Origin of the sequence: Marinobacter sp. (assembly GCF_039977835.1) — a bacterium.
In the GTDB taxonomy this organism is placed as follows: domain Bacteria; phylum Pseudomonadota; class Gammaproteobacteria; order Pseudomonadales; family Oleiphilaceae; genus Marinobacter.
Window position 1 is genome coordinate 88,178 of sequence record NZ_JBDWCL010000040.1, and the last position, 15,835, is coordinate 104,012.

General features: G+C 56.7%; 10 protein-coding genes and 2 tRNA genes. 7 read left to right on the plus strand and 5 right to left on the minus strand.

The features are described 5' to 3' along the window. Window positions 1-20: 20 nt before the first annotated feature. A complete protein-coding gene (locus ABJM11_RS11665; RefSeq protein ID WP_348293443.1) occupies window positions 21-1,067 on the plus strand; it encodes a Gfo/Idh/MocA family oxidoreductase in 1,047 nt (348 codons plus the stop codon). 83 nt (window positions 1,068-1,150) lie between these two features. Here ABJM11_RS11665 and ABJM11_RS11670 read toward each other — a convergent pair whose 3' ends face one another. The 3 genes from ABJM11_RS11670 to ABJM11_RS11680 all read right to left on the minus strand — a co-directional run bounded on the left by ABJM11_RS11670 (window position 1,151) and on the right by ABJM11_RS11680 (window position 9,715). Beyond that, window positions 1,151-4,999: a DUF3427 domain-containing protein gene (locus ABJM11_RS11670; RefSeq protein WP_348293445.1), complete on the minus strand. Its 3,849-nt coding sequence runs from the start codon at window positions 4,997-4,999 to the stop codon at window positions 1,151-1,153. A 109-nt stretch (window positions 5,000-5,108) separates the two neighbouring features. Continuing rightward, complete coding sequence (gene fdhF, locus ABJM11_RS11675; RefSeq protein WP_348293446.1) at window positions 5,109-7,988, minus strand: formate dehydrogenase subunit alpha; 2,880 nt, start codon at window positions 7,986-7,988, stop codon at window positions 5,109-5,111. Window positions 7,989-7,999: 11 nt separating this feature from the next. Next, window positions 8,000-9,715, minus strand: a complete 1,716-nt coding sequence (locus ABJM11_RS11680; RefSeq protein ID WP_348293447.1) for an NADH-ubiquinone oxidoreductase-F iron-sulfur binding region domain-containing protein — start codon at window positions 9,713-9,715, stop codon at window positions 8,000-8,002. A gap of 363 nt (window positions 9,716-10,078) precedes the next feature. Here ABJM11_RS11680 and ABJM11_RS11685 point away from each other — a divergent pair, with 363 nt between their 5' ends. Both ABJM11_RS11685 and ABJM11_RS11690 read left to right on the plus strand, forming a co-directional pair. Further along, window positions 10,079-11,206, plus strand: a complete 1,128-nt coding sequence (locus tag ABJM11_RS11685) for a zinc-binding dehydrogenase (protein ID WP_348293449.1) — start codon at window positions 10,079-10,081, stop codon at window positions 11,204-11,206. A gap of 274 nt (window positions 11,207-11,480) precedes the next feature. Continuing rightward, a complete protein-coding gene (locus tag ABJM11_RS11690; protein ID WP_348293450.1) occupies window positions 11,481-11,816 on the plus strand; it encodes a DUF3135 domain-containing protein in 336 nt (111 codons plus the stop codon). Between the two features lie 131 nt (window positions 11,817-11,947). Here ABJM11_RS11690 and ABJM11_RS11695 read toward each other — a convergent pair. Together ABJM11_RS11695 and ABJM11_RS11700 are read right to left on the minus strand one after the other, a co-directional pair. Then, window positions 11,948-12,021 (minus strand) — tRNA-Cys (locus tag ABJM11_RS11695). Between the two features lie 66 nt (window positions 12,022-12,087). Then, a tRNA-Gly gene (locus tag ABJM11_RS11700) sits at window positions 12,088-12,163 on the minus strand. A gap of 183 nt (window positions 12,164-12,346) precedes the next feature. Here ABJM11_RS11700 and ABJM11_RS11705 point away from each other — a divergent pair. Genes ABJM11_RS11705 through ABJM11_RS11720 form a run of 4 tightly spaced genes read left to right on the plus strand, consistent with a single transcriptional unit; the run spans window position 12,347 to window position 15,830 of the window. Beyond that, window positions 12,347-13,471, plus strand: a complete 1,125-nt coding sequence (locus ABJM11_RS11705; protein ID WP_348293452.1) for an ABC transporter permease — start codon at window positions 12,347-12,349, stop codon at window positions 13,469-13,471. After that, window positions 13,468-14,274, plus strand: coding sequence for an ABC transporter ATP-binding protein (locus ABJM11_RS11710; RefSeq protein WP_348293454.1), 807 nt, complete (start codon window positions 13,468-13,470; stop codon window positions 14,272-14,274). The genes ABJM11_RS11705 and ABJM11_RS11710 overlap by 4 nt, the downstream gene beginning before the upstream one ends. A gap of 18 nt (window positions 14,275-14,292) precedes the next feature. Continuing rightward, complete coding sequence (locus ABJM11_RS11715; RefSeq protein WP_348293456.1) at window positions 14,293-15,231, plus strand: MlaD family protein; 939 nt, start codon at window positions 14,293-14,295, stop codon at window positions 15,229-15,231. Beyond that, on the plus strand, window positions 15,228-15,830 hold the full coding sequence (locus ABJM11_RS11720) for an ABC-type transport auxiliary lipoprotein family protein (protein ID WP_348293458.1): 603 nt from the start codon (window positions 15,228-15,230) through the stop codon (window positions 15,828-15,830). Before ABJM11_RS11715 ends, ABJM11_RS11720 begins: the two co-directional genes overlap by 4 nt. Window positions 15,831-15,835 lie beyond the last annotated feature (5 nt).

Here is a 15,835-nt window from a genome sequence, read left to right on the forward strand (position 1 = left end):
CCTGTTCAAGGAGACCCACCATGGAAGATCGCAAAGTACGCTGGGGTATCATTGGTACCGCCGAAATTGCCACCAAGGTGGTGGCGGGAATGCACGACGCGAAAAATGCTGAGATTGTCGCCGTCGCGAGCCGCTCTCTCGACCGGGCCCAAGCCTGGGCAGACGAGCACCATGTACCGCAGGCTTTCGGCTCCTACGATGAGCTTCTGGCGGATGACAATATCGACGCCGTTTACATCCCGGTCCCCACTGCCCTTCGCAACGAATGGATCAAGAAGGCCGCCCGCGCAGGGAAGCACGTATACGCCGAGAAACCGCTTGCCGACGGCATTGAAGAGGCCATCGACGTCTGCAAAGAAAACGGCGTCCAGTTCATGGATGGAACCATGTGGCTGCACAGCACACGAACCCAAGACATTGAGAAGCGAATTGCCAACGGTGATATTGGCGATGTGCGGCGAGTGACCAGTGCCTTCACCTTCAAAGCCCCTTCCGGGGAATGGTACGAAGGCGGCAATGGCCGAACCGACAAGTCTCGCGAACCCATAGGCTGCTTTGGTGACCAGGGTTGGTATCCGATCAGTGCTATTCTGTGGAGCTTTGGGTACGAGCTGCCCGAAAGAGTCCAGATGAACTTCGTCTCAAAAAACTCGATCGATACCATCGTCGCCTGTGGTGGCACTCTGTGGTTCGCCAACGGTCGGATGGCAACCTTTGATGCGGGCTGCGAACTGGCGCACCGATCGCAATTAGAAACAGTTGGCGACGCCGGCCTCATCCGGATTGACGATCTGGTCGGCGGACAAGGCAGAAGCGGCAATTTCGCAGCCTATGGAGAGCGATTCACGGGTAGCTCGAGGTACATCCTGGGTGATGTCGATGGCAGAGACATCGAGCAACAAGTGGAGCCGTGTGACCACGTTGTGAAGCTCGTCGAGAAGTTCTCGGATATTATTCTGACAGGTGAGCTAGAGGACGAGTGGCCGAAGCGTAGCCTGACCTGTTACAGAGTGATGTCGGCGCTTTTTGAGTCGGCGGAGTCAAACGGTTCCATTGTCTCATTGTGAAAATTTCTCAGGGCCCAGCGCTCTGGCGAAGGGGGCTAAGAGTTTTACTTCCGTACAAGAGCAATGCGCTCAATCATGGGGCGTTAATCCCTCGAATTAAGTCTGAAAATCACGCTCATTGGACTGCTTCCTTCATGGCTCTGATACTCAACGGGACCAAAATAAGTGAAGGGTGCCGCTTTACCATTACGCAGCTTATTCTCGCGGACAAATAAGTGTACTGAAAGTCCAAGCTTTTTGTGTTCGATCAGTTCCCGACCGCGCTTGCTCTGAGGCGTAGCTGAGTTCTGGCTCTGCCAATGAAATGTTTGCTCATCAATCCAATGATCAACGTAGCGGTGCTGGACGCCTTTACCCTGCTTGTTTAACGTCACTAACAAAATATGCGCATTGGCATCTTTCAGAAAGACGTGACCACTTTGCCAATTGCCAGGATTAAAAGTCGCCCCGAATAACTCCGGAATCGCCTCCCTCGGGATTTCCTGTCCGACAGCCATTTCCAATGGATCTATAATCTCGCAAAAGCGGGCGAATGTTCGAAACTGTTCGAGAAGCTCTGGAGTGACAATAATGTCCTCATACTCTGGATTAGCAGCTTCGAGGCGGTATTCACCTACGGGGGATTTACGAACCGTCCGAAGGAGGTATTGTGTGTCACCTGCCTCATCCATCCGTTCAATCGCGAGCGTTTTCCCAGTGATCGATCCAGCTTGGTTGGGGTTGATCTGCTCAAGCAACAGATAATCACCATCTTGAATCGGCTGCTTGCCGCCGTTCATGGAATTTCCCGATGCTCTGGCAATGAAATGACGATTTGGCTCTATTCGCCCGTGTCCCAATCCGAAGGATCGGTACTCCGGCTCCTCAGCGTGACTGCTTCTAAAGTGGCCACACGCGATCTTCAAGGACGGGAAATAAGGCAACTCCGTTCCAGAAGGAGTGATCGGGACGACATTTTCATTAGATGGCTGGTCTTGCTGGGAAGACTGTCGTGCTTCGTAGGAAGCCAGACGATAATCAATTAACTCCTGCACCATCTTCTCGAAAGACGGTATCTGATCACCTTCCAGCCCAATAACTGGCTTAAATTGATCGTTCTCAATCTCAAAAACAGCTGGAGCCTTATTGGTCCAATGATCGACAGGGTTTTTCTTCCAGTATTGCTGCCAGTGCGCCGAGGAACCATCGACGTCCTTTACTGAAGTAGCAATTTCTTGATACAGCCTCGGGCGGCGTTTCAGTGTCTCCCAAGATGCTTGGGCCAGTTTCGAGAGCCTTGGTGGACTACGCCATCCACCTAACTGCTGGAACGCGTCCAGCAATATCATTTTGAATGATTTGCTCATGGCCGTCGTTTCAACTTCCAGCAAAAACGTTTCGTAGCGGGACAAGAGCTCTGTCTCAATCTCGGTGAGATCGTCTATGTCCCGAATCAATCCAAACCAGCTTCCGTGCAACTTGCGAGTTTTAGCGATACTGGCACCGAAATGATAGTACTCGGTGAGCGTTGGACGACGACCCAAGGTATCTTTCAATACCTGATAGTCCTTTTCAGCGCCTTGATGATCAAGACCCTTCAGGAAGTTGATCACCTCCAGATCGTAATTGATAAAGCATCCGTCTGGCAGGTCCAACTGATTCATTTCAGCTTTCCTGGCAAACTCTGCTAACTGTCGGTGATTCATCGCCTGGCCAATGAGCGCCTGAGGTTTATGCATGAAACTCTGGTGGTTACCCACAAAATCCAGAATCACAAGCTTGTCTTTCCCAGTGGACACGCTTTTCCGTAGGCCCCGGCCAATTTGTTGAAGAAACAGGATCTTGGACTCCGTCGGGCGCAACAGAAGCACCGTATCAATGGCGGGCAGATCGACACCCTCGTTGAACAGGTCGACAGAAAAAATCACATCGAGCTGACCGTTTTCCAACTTCTCCAACGCTTCGCCTCGAGACATCTCAGATTCACCGTGAACGGCTGCCGCCCTGATTCCTTTTTTTACAAACTGGCTCGCCATAAAATCGGCATGGACCCGTGAAACGCAAAAGGCCAGGGTCCGGCTTTGCTTCTCTTCACTCCATACCTTGAGAACGTGTTTGGCACGTCCATAAGTAGCCAGCTTATTGGCAAGCAGATTGGGATCGAACTTCCCGTTGCGCCAGGGGATCTCCGTATAGTCGACCGTCTCGTCGTAGATGCCGTAGTAATGAAACGGCACCAGGAATTGGCCCTTGACGCCCTCAAACAAGGGGTATTCGAAAACCAAGTTGTCGTCACACAACGACAGGATATCCGAGCGGTCTGTCCGGTCCGGGGTTGCCGTTAATCCCAGGAGAAATTGCGGCGCAAAATGACTCAAGAGCCGATGATAGACAGGCGCTGCCGCATGGTGGAATTCATCGACGACGATATAATCAAAATGCCGGGGGTCAAATCGATCGAGATGCGTTTCTTTACCGAGCGTTTGCACCGATGCACAAAGGATGTCCACTGTTCGATCGCGCTGCTTACCCATGTAAAAGCCAACGCGGCTGTTTGGCTTGATCCGTAGATAGGTCTCGGCCGCTTGATAAAGAATTTCTTCGCGGTGGGCGACAAAAAGAATCCGACGGGCGCCCATTTGAACGGCATCAAAGGCTGACAGCCAGGTTTTACCTAACCCCGTTGCTAACACGACCAAACCCCGTCGGTAGCCTTCTACGCGGGTCAGATCCAGTGCCTCTAGCGCTTCCTGTTGCACTTCATTAGGTGTTGGAACCTCCTGCTTCTCATCACTGCCCGGTTCTAGTGACTGTTCTGGTGGTTTCCTCCTTTTCTCGTACTCATCAATCCAGTTGTCTGTGAGCGGCACAACATTGGGGTGCTGAAACAGTTCATCGAATCTGCTGGCAGCCTCGAGGTATCCAGAGTCGGGCGGGAAATCCACTTGATAATTCCATTCCAACCCGTCCTGCAGCGCTTGTCGGCTGATATTGCTAGAGCCGATGAACGCCCTGCCCCACATTTGCTGATTCTCAACATGGCCAGCGAACAGGTAAGCTTTCAAATGAAAGCTACTCCCTTTGCTCTGATAGACACGCACCTGAGCGCCGTGGTCATGCAACAGAACAAGCTTTCGAAGAGCCTCTGTGTCGGTAATGTCCAAATAATCACTGGTGAGAATGCGGATGCGAGTCGGATCAGGAGTTCGCTGCAGCGCGCTCACCAAATCCGGGAACAAGAGATTTAAACCGGTGGTTTTAACAAAAGCTACCGCCATATCTACCTGATCAGCAGCTTTAATTGCCTGGCAAAGCTTGGGTAGGAAATGATGTTGTTTCCCGCCGGTCGTCAGCTTTTTGTGGGAAGCCGGCGCCTTGGTCAGAAGAATGTTCAACCACTGCTCAGACCTATCAGGACGCTGATCATCAGTGCGCCACATCTGGCAAGCTTCAAAGTCTGTAAGGTCCTGAATCCACTGCTCCGCAATCGACTCGTCAGCATCAGTAAAGTGCCGGCCACTTTGGTCACGTTCCCCCTGGCCAATCTTGAAACTCATGTAGAAAACGCCATCCGGTTTCAGGGCATTCCACAACCGGCCGATGGCTTCGGGTACCTTGGCAAGTGGCAAGTGCAGGAGGCTTGCACAGGCCCATATCCCGTTGTAAGTATTGGATTCGTGGATATCAGAGAAATAGCGATGCTGAACCGATAAACCGGTCTTTTCGCGGGCTAGGGAAACAATGGCGGCTGAACCATCAAAGGCGGAAACACGGTAACCTTTGCGATCGAAAAACAACGCATCCCGACCCGAGCCACAGCCAGCGTCCAGAATGTGGCCACCCTCAGGGACTTGCGGCAAGAACTCCTGGTAAAGCTCTTCCATGCTGACTTGAAACGTTGATTCCACAAATGCATCGGCATTGTTGTTGTAATAGGCCAGCGTGTCCTTCATTAAATGGTTCTCTTGCGACTAATTAGCCTGAAATATATCTGGACCAGGCTACCAGGCCGACAAGACGCGGCCAACAGACTTTTGGATGCTATCTACACCAAGCAGGCTATTAGGCCGGGTTCAATCTACACGCAGCATACTTGAACTCCGGAATTTTCCCGAACGGGTCCAGGGCCGGATTAGTCAGCACGTTGGCGGCTGCCTCCACAAAGGCGAAGGGTATGAACACCATGCCCTCGGGCATGGACTGATCGACCCGTGCCGTCAAGGTGATGCTTCCGCGCCGGGTGACAATGTCGATAGCATCACCCGCTTCGACACCCAGGCGCGCCAACTCCGCCGGTGCCAGGTAGGCCGCAGCTTCGGGCTCGCGCTCGTCCAGTACACGGCTGCGACGGGTCATGGCGCCGGTGTGCCAGTGCTCAAGTAAGCGACCGGTTGTTAGCACGATGGGATAGGCCTCATCCACCGGCTCATCCGGCGGCAACGGCCAGGTGGGAGAGAATCTGGCCCGGCCCCCGGCGCGTGGAAAGGCATCCGAGAAGACAACGTCCTGTCCTGGCTCGTCGTCAGCAGCGCACGGGTAGGTTACGGAACCTTCGCGTTCCAGGCGGGACCAGGAGATATGATCGAGTGAATGCATGCCCTGCTTCATTTCTTCAAACACTTGCTCGGGGCCGGCATAATTCCAACCCAGCCCGAAACGCCGGGCAATTTCCTGAATCACCCACCAGTCGGGCTTTGCCTCGCCCGGCGGCGGCAGTGCGGCACGGCCCATTTGCACCTGCCGGTTGGTGTTGGTGACGGTGCCTGTTTTTTCCGACCAGGCGGCGGCAGGCAGGATAACGTCGGCAAACTGGGCGGTCTCGGTGACGAACAGGTCCTGCACCACCAGGTGCTCCAGGGCACCGAGCGCGGCCCGGGCGTGGGTCAGATCCGGGTCTGACATTGCGGGGTTCTCGCCGAGGATGTACATGCCCTGGATCGTGCCTGCCGTGATGGCATCCATAATCTCCACCACGGTGAGTCCGGGCTCCGGGTCCAGTTCGGTGTCCCAGAGTTCTTCGAAAGCGGCGCGCAGCTGGGCATCCCCCACCGGTTGATAGTCAGGCAATACCATGGGAATCAGGCCAGCATCGGATGCGCCCTGCACGTTGTTTTGCCCGCGCAGAGGATGCAGGCCGGTGCCGGGCCGGCCAGTGTGGCCGCATGTCAGGGCCAGGGAGATCAGACAGCGGGCGTTGTCGGTGCCGTGTACGTGCTGCGAGATGCCCATGCCCCAGAAGATCATCGCTCTTTCGGCCTTCGCGTATGCGCGGGCCACTTCGCGAATGACCTCTGGTTCAACGCCGCAGATCGGGCTCATCACCTCCGGTGTCATATACGCAACGCTGGCTGCCAGTGCCTCGAAGCCATCGGTGTGGGCATCAATGTAGGCCTGATTAAAGAGTCCTTCACTGATAATCACATTGAGCATGGCGTTAAACAGTGACACGTCGCCACCCGGCGAAAACCGCAGGCTGCGCCATGCATAGGCATCCAGCGCCTGGCCCCGGGGATCGATGATGATTAGCTTGGTGCCGTTTCGTGCCGCCTGCTTGAAGTAGGTCGCGGCCACCGGGTGGTTCACCGCAGGGTTGCAGCCGGTGAGGATCACCACGTCGGCCTCGAGCGCCTGCATGAAGGAGGCGGTGACTGCGCCAGAGCCCAGGCATTCCATCAGCGCGGCCACGGAGCTGGCGTGGCAAAGCCGCGTGCAGTGGTCAACATGGTTGGAGCCGAAACCGGTGCGCACCAGCTTCTGGAACAGCCAGGCTTCTTCGTTAGAGCACTTGGCGCTGCCAAAGCCGGCGAGCGCATCCGGCCCGTGTTGCGCTTTTAGTTGGGTTAATCCGTTTGCCGCAAGATCCAGGGCCTCTTCCCAGCTGGCCTCTCGAAAGTGGGTTAACGGATTGGCGGGATCAAACTCAGGGTCGAGCCCCTTGGGCACGCCCTCCCGGCGAATCAGCGGCCGGGTCAGCCGTGCCGGGTGCGCAGGATAATCAAAGCCGAAACGCCCTTTTACACACAGCCGGCCCTGGTTCGATGGGCCATCCCTGCCTTCAACAAAAAGGATGCGCCCTTGTTGCCGGTTTTCCACGGACGGCTGGTCTTTCACATGATAGGTCAACTGGCAGCCCACCCCGCAATAGGGACACACGGAATCCACCGTGCGATCAGCCACCGTGGAGTCTCCACGGCCTTCCTCATCAATCAGGGTGGCAGGCATCAGCGCCCCGGTCGGGCAGGCTTGCACGCATTCACCACAGGCAACGCAGGTGCTATCGCCCATGGGGTCATCGAAATCGAACACTACCTTGGACGCCGCACCACGGTGCGCCAGGCAGATCACGTCGTTGCCCTGCACTTCGCGGCAGGCACGCTCGCACAAGCCGCAGGTGATGCAGGCATCCAGGTTGACGCTCATGGCTGAATGGGTGGCATCATGACCCCGAGCGTGTGGAAGCGAGTCCGACCGCGCCTCCACATGGTGAACCGTGGGCTCTTCGCGCTCTGAATGGGGCGGAAGACGCTGGCGCACGGCACTGGCATCGATGGCCAACTGATCCGCCGTATGCCACAAGTGGCTGGACCTGTCCGGGTTGTGTTCGCGGTCAGGCTGGTCGGCCAGCAACAATGCCATTACGCTTCTTCGGGCCTCCTGGGCACGGGCGGAGGCTGCGCTTCGCACGACCATGCCGGGCGCCGCCTCGCGGATACAGCTTGCGGCAAGTACCCGCTCCCCTTCCAATTCCACCATGCAGGCGCGGCAGTTACCATCTGCGCGGTAACCCGGGGTGTCTCTGAAGCAAAGGTGCGGGATAGTCTCGCCGGCGCGCTTGGCGACCTGCCACAGGGTTTCGCCGGGGTAAGCCTGAACTTCAACGTCGTCCAGCGTGAGGGTAAAGCTTGTGTCGGGATTGCTCATGGCTGTTTTTCGATGGCTCATGGCTGCCTCCCCTACCCTTTGGCGATCAGGTTCTGGCTGGCGAGTTCACTACGGAAATCCCGCAGCAGGCTCAGCACCGGATTGGGAGCGGCCTGCCCCAGGCCGCAGATGGACGCATCCGCCATCACCCTGGCCAGTTGCTGCAGCGTGTCTTCATCCCAGGTGTTGCGCTCCAGCAACGTGAGCATTTTCTCGGTACCTACCCGGCAGGGCGTGCACTGGCCGCAGGACTCGTCCGCGAAGAAGCCCAAAAGGTTGGAGGCCACAGCTTGCAAATCGTCCTGATCGGACAGAACGATCACGGCGGCGGAACCGATAAAACAGCCGTACTCCTGCAGGGTATCGAAGTCCAGGGGAATATCGGCTTTGCTGGCAGGCAGTATTCCTCCGGAGGCTCCGCCGGGCAGGTAGGCCAGCAGGCGATGCCCTTCGGCCATACCGCCACAGTATTCCTCCACCAATTCATTGAGAGTGATCCCCGCAGGCGCGACATGCACTCCGGGCCGGGCGACCCTTCCAGACACTGAAAAGCTGCGAAGGCCGCGGCGACCATGCCGCCCCTCGCTGGCGAACCAGTTGGCGCCCTGGGCGTGGATACGCGGAATCCAGTAAACGGTCTCGACGTTGTTGACCAGAGTGGGTTGGCCGAAGAGCCCTTTCTGGGCAACGAACGGAGGGCGATGGCGTGGCTTTCCGGGCTTGCCCTCCAGGGACTCGATCAGGGCGGATTCCTCGCCACAGATGTAGGCGCCAGCGCCACGGCGCAGAATAACGTAGCCCGGCTCGACGATTTCGGCGGTCTCCAGCTCCGCAATGGCTTCCGTGAGAACTCGGTGCAGACCGGGGTATTCGTCACGCAGATAAATATAGAGAGCCTGTGCCTCGACTGCCCATGCGCTAACCAACGCACCTTCCAGGAATCCATGGGGCTCACTCTCCAGATAGACGCGATCCTTGAAGGTGCCCGGCTCGCCTTCGTCGGCGTTGATCACGGCATAGCGTGGCCCCGGCTCAGCACGTACTGCCTGCCATTTCCGGAAGGTGGGAAATCCGGCGCCGCCAAGACCACGCAGGCCGGCGTCTTCAAGTTCCTTCGCCAGCGAGTCGAGGCTCACCCGGCCTTCGCGGCAATCTTCCAGCAACCCATAACCACCCGTCGAGCGGTAAGCCGCAAGACCTTGCCAACGGGTTTCTTCTGGCTGAACCTGCCCATGTTCTACGGCATCCCCCACATTGAACGCGTTGGCATGGCAAACGTGATGACGCCCAACGGCCACTACCGGGGCTACTTCACAGCGTCCCATGCAGGGCGCGCGCAGCACCCTCACCCGGGTGGGATTAGCCCCTTCAACCAAATCCTGATGCAGCGCCTCAGCTCCGGCCAGTTGGCACGAAAGCGAATCACATACACGCAGGGTTATGGCCGGTGGGGGCGTTTGTTCATCGTGAATAACATCGAAATGGGCGTAGAAGGTGGCCGTTTCATAAATGGCCGCCATGGGCAGATTCATGAAAGAGGCCAGAGCCCGGAGCCGGGGCATGGAAAGGTAACCGTGAGTGTCCTGCAGTGTATGCAGGTGTTCAATCAGGCGATCTCGGCTGCGCAATGACGAATTGCTACGCTCGTCACCGATCAGGTCCCGCAGCTCTGACAGCAGAGTCGGTTCGAGTTGCCGGCCCCGAAGTGCAGAGCGCCGCCGTTTGACCACTTTTTCGTCTGTGCTCATTGTTTTTGTCAAGGCCTCAAGGTACCACAGGCAGCCTGGCTGGCTGGCCTGACCACTTAGAGTTCATTGAAGCATATCCGGCCGGATTGCCGCCAGCAGCCTGTCGGACTTGCATCGGGCTACGTCGTTTTTAGTTGGCCTGTTCATTTGGCTCCCGGCATCCCCGGGTTTTCCTAAGGGCGAAATGGAGCGGGTCAGGAAGGAGTTTGGGGTGGCAGAGGTGGCACTGAGACGCGGATCTTCACTGATCGGGTGAAGGTCTTCAGTTCTTCGGGGTCGAATAAATCAGCTACTCTTACCCCATTGAACACTGCGATCAGACAGCCCGAGTACCAGATCCCTTAACCTTTGCAGGAGAAAAACGTGTCAGACAACAACATCGAACTTACTTCCACCATTACCGAAGACAACAAACTGGAAGTCGCCCTGCGCGAGACCCAAATCCCGCAGCCGGGCGACAACCAGGTAGTCATCCGCGTCGAAGCCGCCCCGATCAACCCGTCTGACCTGGGAGTGATGTTCAGCGCGGCTGATATGACGACTGCCAGCCAATCCGGTAGTGCTGATCGCCCGGTCATCAGTGCCGATTTCCCGGCCAAGTTCATGGGTGCCGTGAAAAAGCGGGTTGGCAAGCCTATACCCGTGGGCAATGAAGGCGCAGGTACCGTCGTCGCTGCAGGCTCATCCGCCGCGGCGCAAAGCCTGATGGGCAAAACCGTTGCGTTCATTGGCGGCGGTAGCTACCGCAAATACCTCTGTGCCAATGTGCAAAGCTGTCTGGAACTGGAGCCGGGCACGACTGCAGTCGAAGGTGCTTCCAGCTTTGTTAATCCGCTGACTGCATTAGCCATGGTGGAAACCATGCGCGCTGAAGGTCACAAGGCTATCGTTCACGCTGCCGCCGCCTCTAACCTCGGGCAAATGCTTAACCGCATCTGCATCGCCGACGGTATCGACCTGGTCAATATCGTCCGCAAGCCGGAACAGGAAGCATTGCTGCGCGACATGGGTGCCAAGTACGTGGTCAACTCCAGTCGCGACAGCTTTATGGCAGACCTCACCCAAGCCCTGATCGACACCGGCGCTACCATCGCTTTCGACCCAATCGGTGGCGGTCACCTGGCTAGCGATATTCTTACCTGCATGGAAGCCGCTGTCTCTCGCAACATGACTGAATACAGCGTGTATGGATCTGACATCTACAAACAGGTTTATATCTATGGCGGCCTTGATCGCGGCCCCATCACACTGAACCGCAGCTTTGGTTTTGCCTGGGGTGTAAACGGCTTTTTGTTGTTCAATGTATTAGGAAAGCTCGGCAATGAAATCACCGCCGCCATGCGCAAACGCATTGCCGCCGAGATCAAAACTACCTTCGCCAGTCACTACACCCACGAAGTATCCCTGGCCGGCGCGTTACAGCGGGATGCTATCTCGGTTTACGGTAAGCAAGCTACCGGAGAGAAGTTCCTGATTAAACCACAGAGCTAGCCTTTAGCATCTGGCCGCAAGGCCTGCCTGGGGCGCAACGTCAGGAGCGTCCCTTGACTGCGCTTGTTAAAACCATCCCTCGACTCGGCCGGTGGTAGGCAACGGGATGACCCTAACCTTGATTCCGGACCCCTCCGAGGCTTAACTGAAAGTGTCCCGGCTTTTTTCTGCGCGGTGGAGAACCTGGTTTCCGGACTGTCGAACGCGGGCTACAGGGGCTTTGAAAAGGAGTGTAGCAGTAGGTGTTACTTGAATCCGGGAAAGGAGGAAAGTTATGGACATGCCTACGTTCGATGAACTCAAGGACCTGGCTCGGCGTGACCCGGAAGGCTTTGAGAGATTACGCGCGGAATTGATTGAAGACTGCATTCGCCGCTGTTCGGAGTGCAACCAACGTCGGCTGCGGGGTCTTCAGTTTGTGATCGAGGCCCGGCGCCGAGTAGCCAGGAGTCCGATGAAGGCATTATTGGATATTCAGGGAATGATGTACGACTCGCTTATCGGTCTACAACAAGCCCTGCTGGCCCAGAAGCCCAGCTGTGCTTCACCGTTGCCCAAAAACGCGAAAGTGCTGCACTTTCGACCGCCTGCATCATCTGTGGATAAATGAGATCTGATCAATCACTCCTCTAAAGGAAGCGCGACAAGGCGTATAATATTTTGGATTTAATTTGGGTATTTTCGGGTGAGAAACTTGACCAGATTGGGGCGACGTAGTCTATTGATATTAAAGGATAAAAATGGAGGCGCGGGTCGGAATCGAACCGGCGTACACGGAGTTGCAGTCCGCTGCATAACCACTCTGCCACCGCGCCGGTAAAAGTTCGAAGGGGATTCGACACTTTTATGCTCTCAGGTGGGCATTGAGAGACTGTGTTGATTGGAGCGGGAAACGAGATTCGAACTCGCGACCCCAACCTTGGCAAGGTTGTGCTCTACCAACTGAGCTATTCCCGCTTGGTCAACGAGGGCGTATTCTACGGATTCGGTCGTTTGCGTCAACCTCTTTTTTCAACTTTCTGTTTTGCTTCAGGTTCTTGATTATTTTTCACACAAGGAAGAGGCAGCCCGATGGTAGAATTTCAGCTAGTATCAGGAGCACACAAAGAAATTTCCTGAACACAGGCACAGGAACCCCGGATGCCCTCACCCGGCAAATTAGACTATCAGGCAGATCGCATTGTCATCACCGGTGACTGGACGCTGCCCAACTATGCCAGACTGAGGCAGGAGGTAACTTCCGCCCTCGCCTCACATAAGACGGCGGCACACTCCCCCGACCTGACTTCGATTGACGCCCTTGATACGGCTGGAGCGTCGTTGCTGGCCGATCTTCTTGGCGCCCGGAAACTGCTAGAGCTGACAGACAAAAATTCAGGCCTTCCCCCAGAGCGGCGGGACCTTTTACGCCTGGTGGGTGAGGCGCTTGCCGCGCCGGATGAGGAATTGCCTCATCAGGGATCAGCCATTATCGCTTTCATTGCCCGGGTGGGTCGGCAGGTAGAGGATTACTGGAACCAGCAACGGCTGTTGATGGGGTTTACGGGGCAGATACTGGCAACAATGGCTACGATTCTGCCCACGCCCTGGCGGTGGCGAATGACGTCACTGGTTTTTCATGTCCAGCAGACCGGGCTCAATGCCCTGCCCATCGTTGCCCTTCTTACTTTTCTGGTGGGGGCAGTGGTCGCGTTTCTGGGTGCCACGGTGCTTGATCAGTTCGGCGCCACCATCTATACGGTCAATCTGGTTGCGTTCTCCTTCCTGCGGGAGTTTGGCGTGCTGTTGGCGGCGATTCTCCTGGCGGGCCGCACCGCAAGTGCCTTTACGGCGCAGCTCGGCTCCATGAAGGCGAATGAAGAGATAGACGCGCTGCGAACCTTCGGACTCAATCCGATCGAGCTTCTGGTTATTCCCCGGGTTCTGGCGATGGTCATTTCCCTGCCGATACTCACCTTTGTGGGCATGCTCAGCGGGATTATCGGCGGGTCACTGGTCTGCGTCATGGTACTGGACATTTCAGTCCCCCAGATCCTCAACATCCTGGAAACCAAGGTCAGAGCCATTCACTTTTTTGTCGGCCTTGGTAAGGCCCCGGTTTTTGCCTTTGTCATTGCCGTCATTGGCTGCCTCGAAGGTTTCAAGGCCAGTGGCAGTGCGGAATCCGTCGGTGAGCACACCACCTCTGCCGTGGTACAGTCGATCTTTATGGTCATCCTGCTGGACTCCATCGCGGCAATTTTCTTCATGGAGATGGGTTGGTGAGCAATAAAACCTCGCATCGGGATGTGGTGATCAGCGTCCGGGACCTTTGCAACCGGTTTGGCAACAACGAGGTCCACAAGAATCTCAACCTCGACCTCAGCCGCCGGGAAATACTGGGCGTTGTTGGCGGCTCGGGGACCGGTAAGTCAGTGCTGTTACGCAGTATCGTGGGGCTCCACCAGCCAGATTCGGGTGAAATCGAGGTCTTCGGTCAGGAATTGCAGACACTGTCTCCGGATCAACGTTCACGGGTGGAGCGGCGTTTTGGCGTGCTCTTCCAGAGCGGCGCTCTCTTTACGTCCCTCACCCTGGAAGAAAACGTAGCCCTGCCGCTGATCGAGCACGCCAGGCTCGCCAGAGAAGATGCCGAACATCTGGCCAGGGTGAAACTGGCACTGGTAGGCCTGCCCGCGAAGGCATGCACCATGGTTCCGGCACAGCTCTCCGGTGGCATGGTAAAGCGGGCCTCACTCGCTCGCGCAATAGCGCTGGACCCCGAAGTTCTTTTTCTCGACGAACCTACAGCAGGGCTTGACCCTATCGGGGCAGCAGCGTTCGACCGCCTCATCGTTACCCTCAGGGATGCCCTCGGCTTCAGTGTGTTTCTGGTCACTCATGACCTGGATACGCTATACAGTACCTGTGACCGGGTGGCGGTTCTGTCAGATAAACGGGTGCTGGTGGAAGGTCCACTGGAAGAAATCGAGAACACCGACGACCCCTGGATCCGCGATTATTTTCACGGGCCACGGGGCCGGGCTGCCCAAACATCGCGATCAGCAGTCGGCAGAGAACTTGGATGAATCAGGAGGATCGCTGAGATGGAACCCAGAGCACATCATGTCCTGATCGGGCTGTTCACACTGGTTTTTCTGGCCAGCGCGCTTCTTTTTGCGCTGTGGCTGGGCAAAGCCAGTACCGACCGGGAGTATGCCTGGTACCAGGTTATTTTTAATCGCGGGGTGAGCGGCCTGTCCGAAGGCAGCCCGGTCAAATACAGCGGGATAGAAGTAGGCGATGTCTACGAACTCAGCCTCGACCCCGACGACCCACGCAATGTGAGGGCGATTATCCGGGTATACGGTGACGTGCCAATCAAGGAAGACACCCGGGCCGGGCTCGCCCTGACCAATATCACCGGAAGCATGAGCATTGAGCTCAACGGCGGCACACCGGATAGCCCGATTCTCGAGGGTGATCGCAAGTCTCCGCCCGCCATTCACGCCGAACCGTCAGCCTTGAGCACCCTCATGCAGACCAGCGAGGAACTCTTTGCCAAGCTTGACCAGGTTCTGACAAATGCCAATGCCATGGTCTCGCCCGACAATGCCCGCAACCTCACCCGAAGCCTGGATAATATAGAAACCCTGTCTTCGGGCCTCCTCGCACAGCGCGACGAGCTCAGCAGACTCGTTACCAGCTTCGATCAGCTCAGTGGCCAGACCGAAGCCACACTGGAAACCTTCCGCCGCTTTGGGGCCACCGCAAATTCCATGCTGGATAACGAGGGCCGGCAGTTGTTCACCACTGCGCAAAGTGCCATGAACTCTCTGGAGGCGTCCACGAGGCGACTGGAAGAACTGACGGCCAGAAACGAGGGCGCTCTGGACCAGGGCATGCAGGGAGCCGCCGAACTGGCCCCTGCCATGAGAGAATTGCGCAACACCCTGCGAAACCTCAACAGTGTGATCTACCGACTCGAAGATGACCCAGCCGGCCTGCTGCTGGGCCGCGAGCCAATCCGGGAGTTTAATCCGTGACAGCTTCATTGATGCGTTTACTGGTGGCGACGGCTGCGGTCCTGTCGCTCGCCTCCTGCACCGTGTTTCCAGAGCAACCGGCACATCAGATTTTTCAACTGCCCGACTCTACCGTGCCCGAAAATACCGCTGGGGTGGTCGATACAACCTTGCGGATATCTGCACCACTGGCAGTAACGCCCATCGACAGCAACCGCATTCTGGTAAAACCGGATGCCCATGAAGTTCGTGCCTACCAGGGCGCCCGCTGGAGCAACCGCGCTCCGGTGATGCTGGGTAGTTACCTGCTGGAATCCTTTCGCAGGGACGGACGCGTTGCAACGGTAGTGAGTGACACAAGCCCTGCGCGAAGCAACCTGACACTGACTGGCGACCTCACCCGCTTCCAGGCTGAATACCACAACGGCACCCCCGTTATCCAAGTGCAGCTGAACCTGCAGCTCATCGACGAACGCACAAGGGAAACCGTTTCAAACAAAAGCTTCGAGGTCAGCCATGCGGCCACCGGACCGAACGTCAACACCGTGGTAGACGCTTTTGGAAAAGCCAGCGATGAGCTGGCCAGGCAAGTCATTGATTGGGCGGTAGAGCAGCTCTGAGCCTT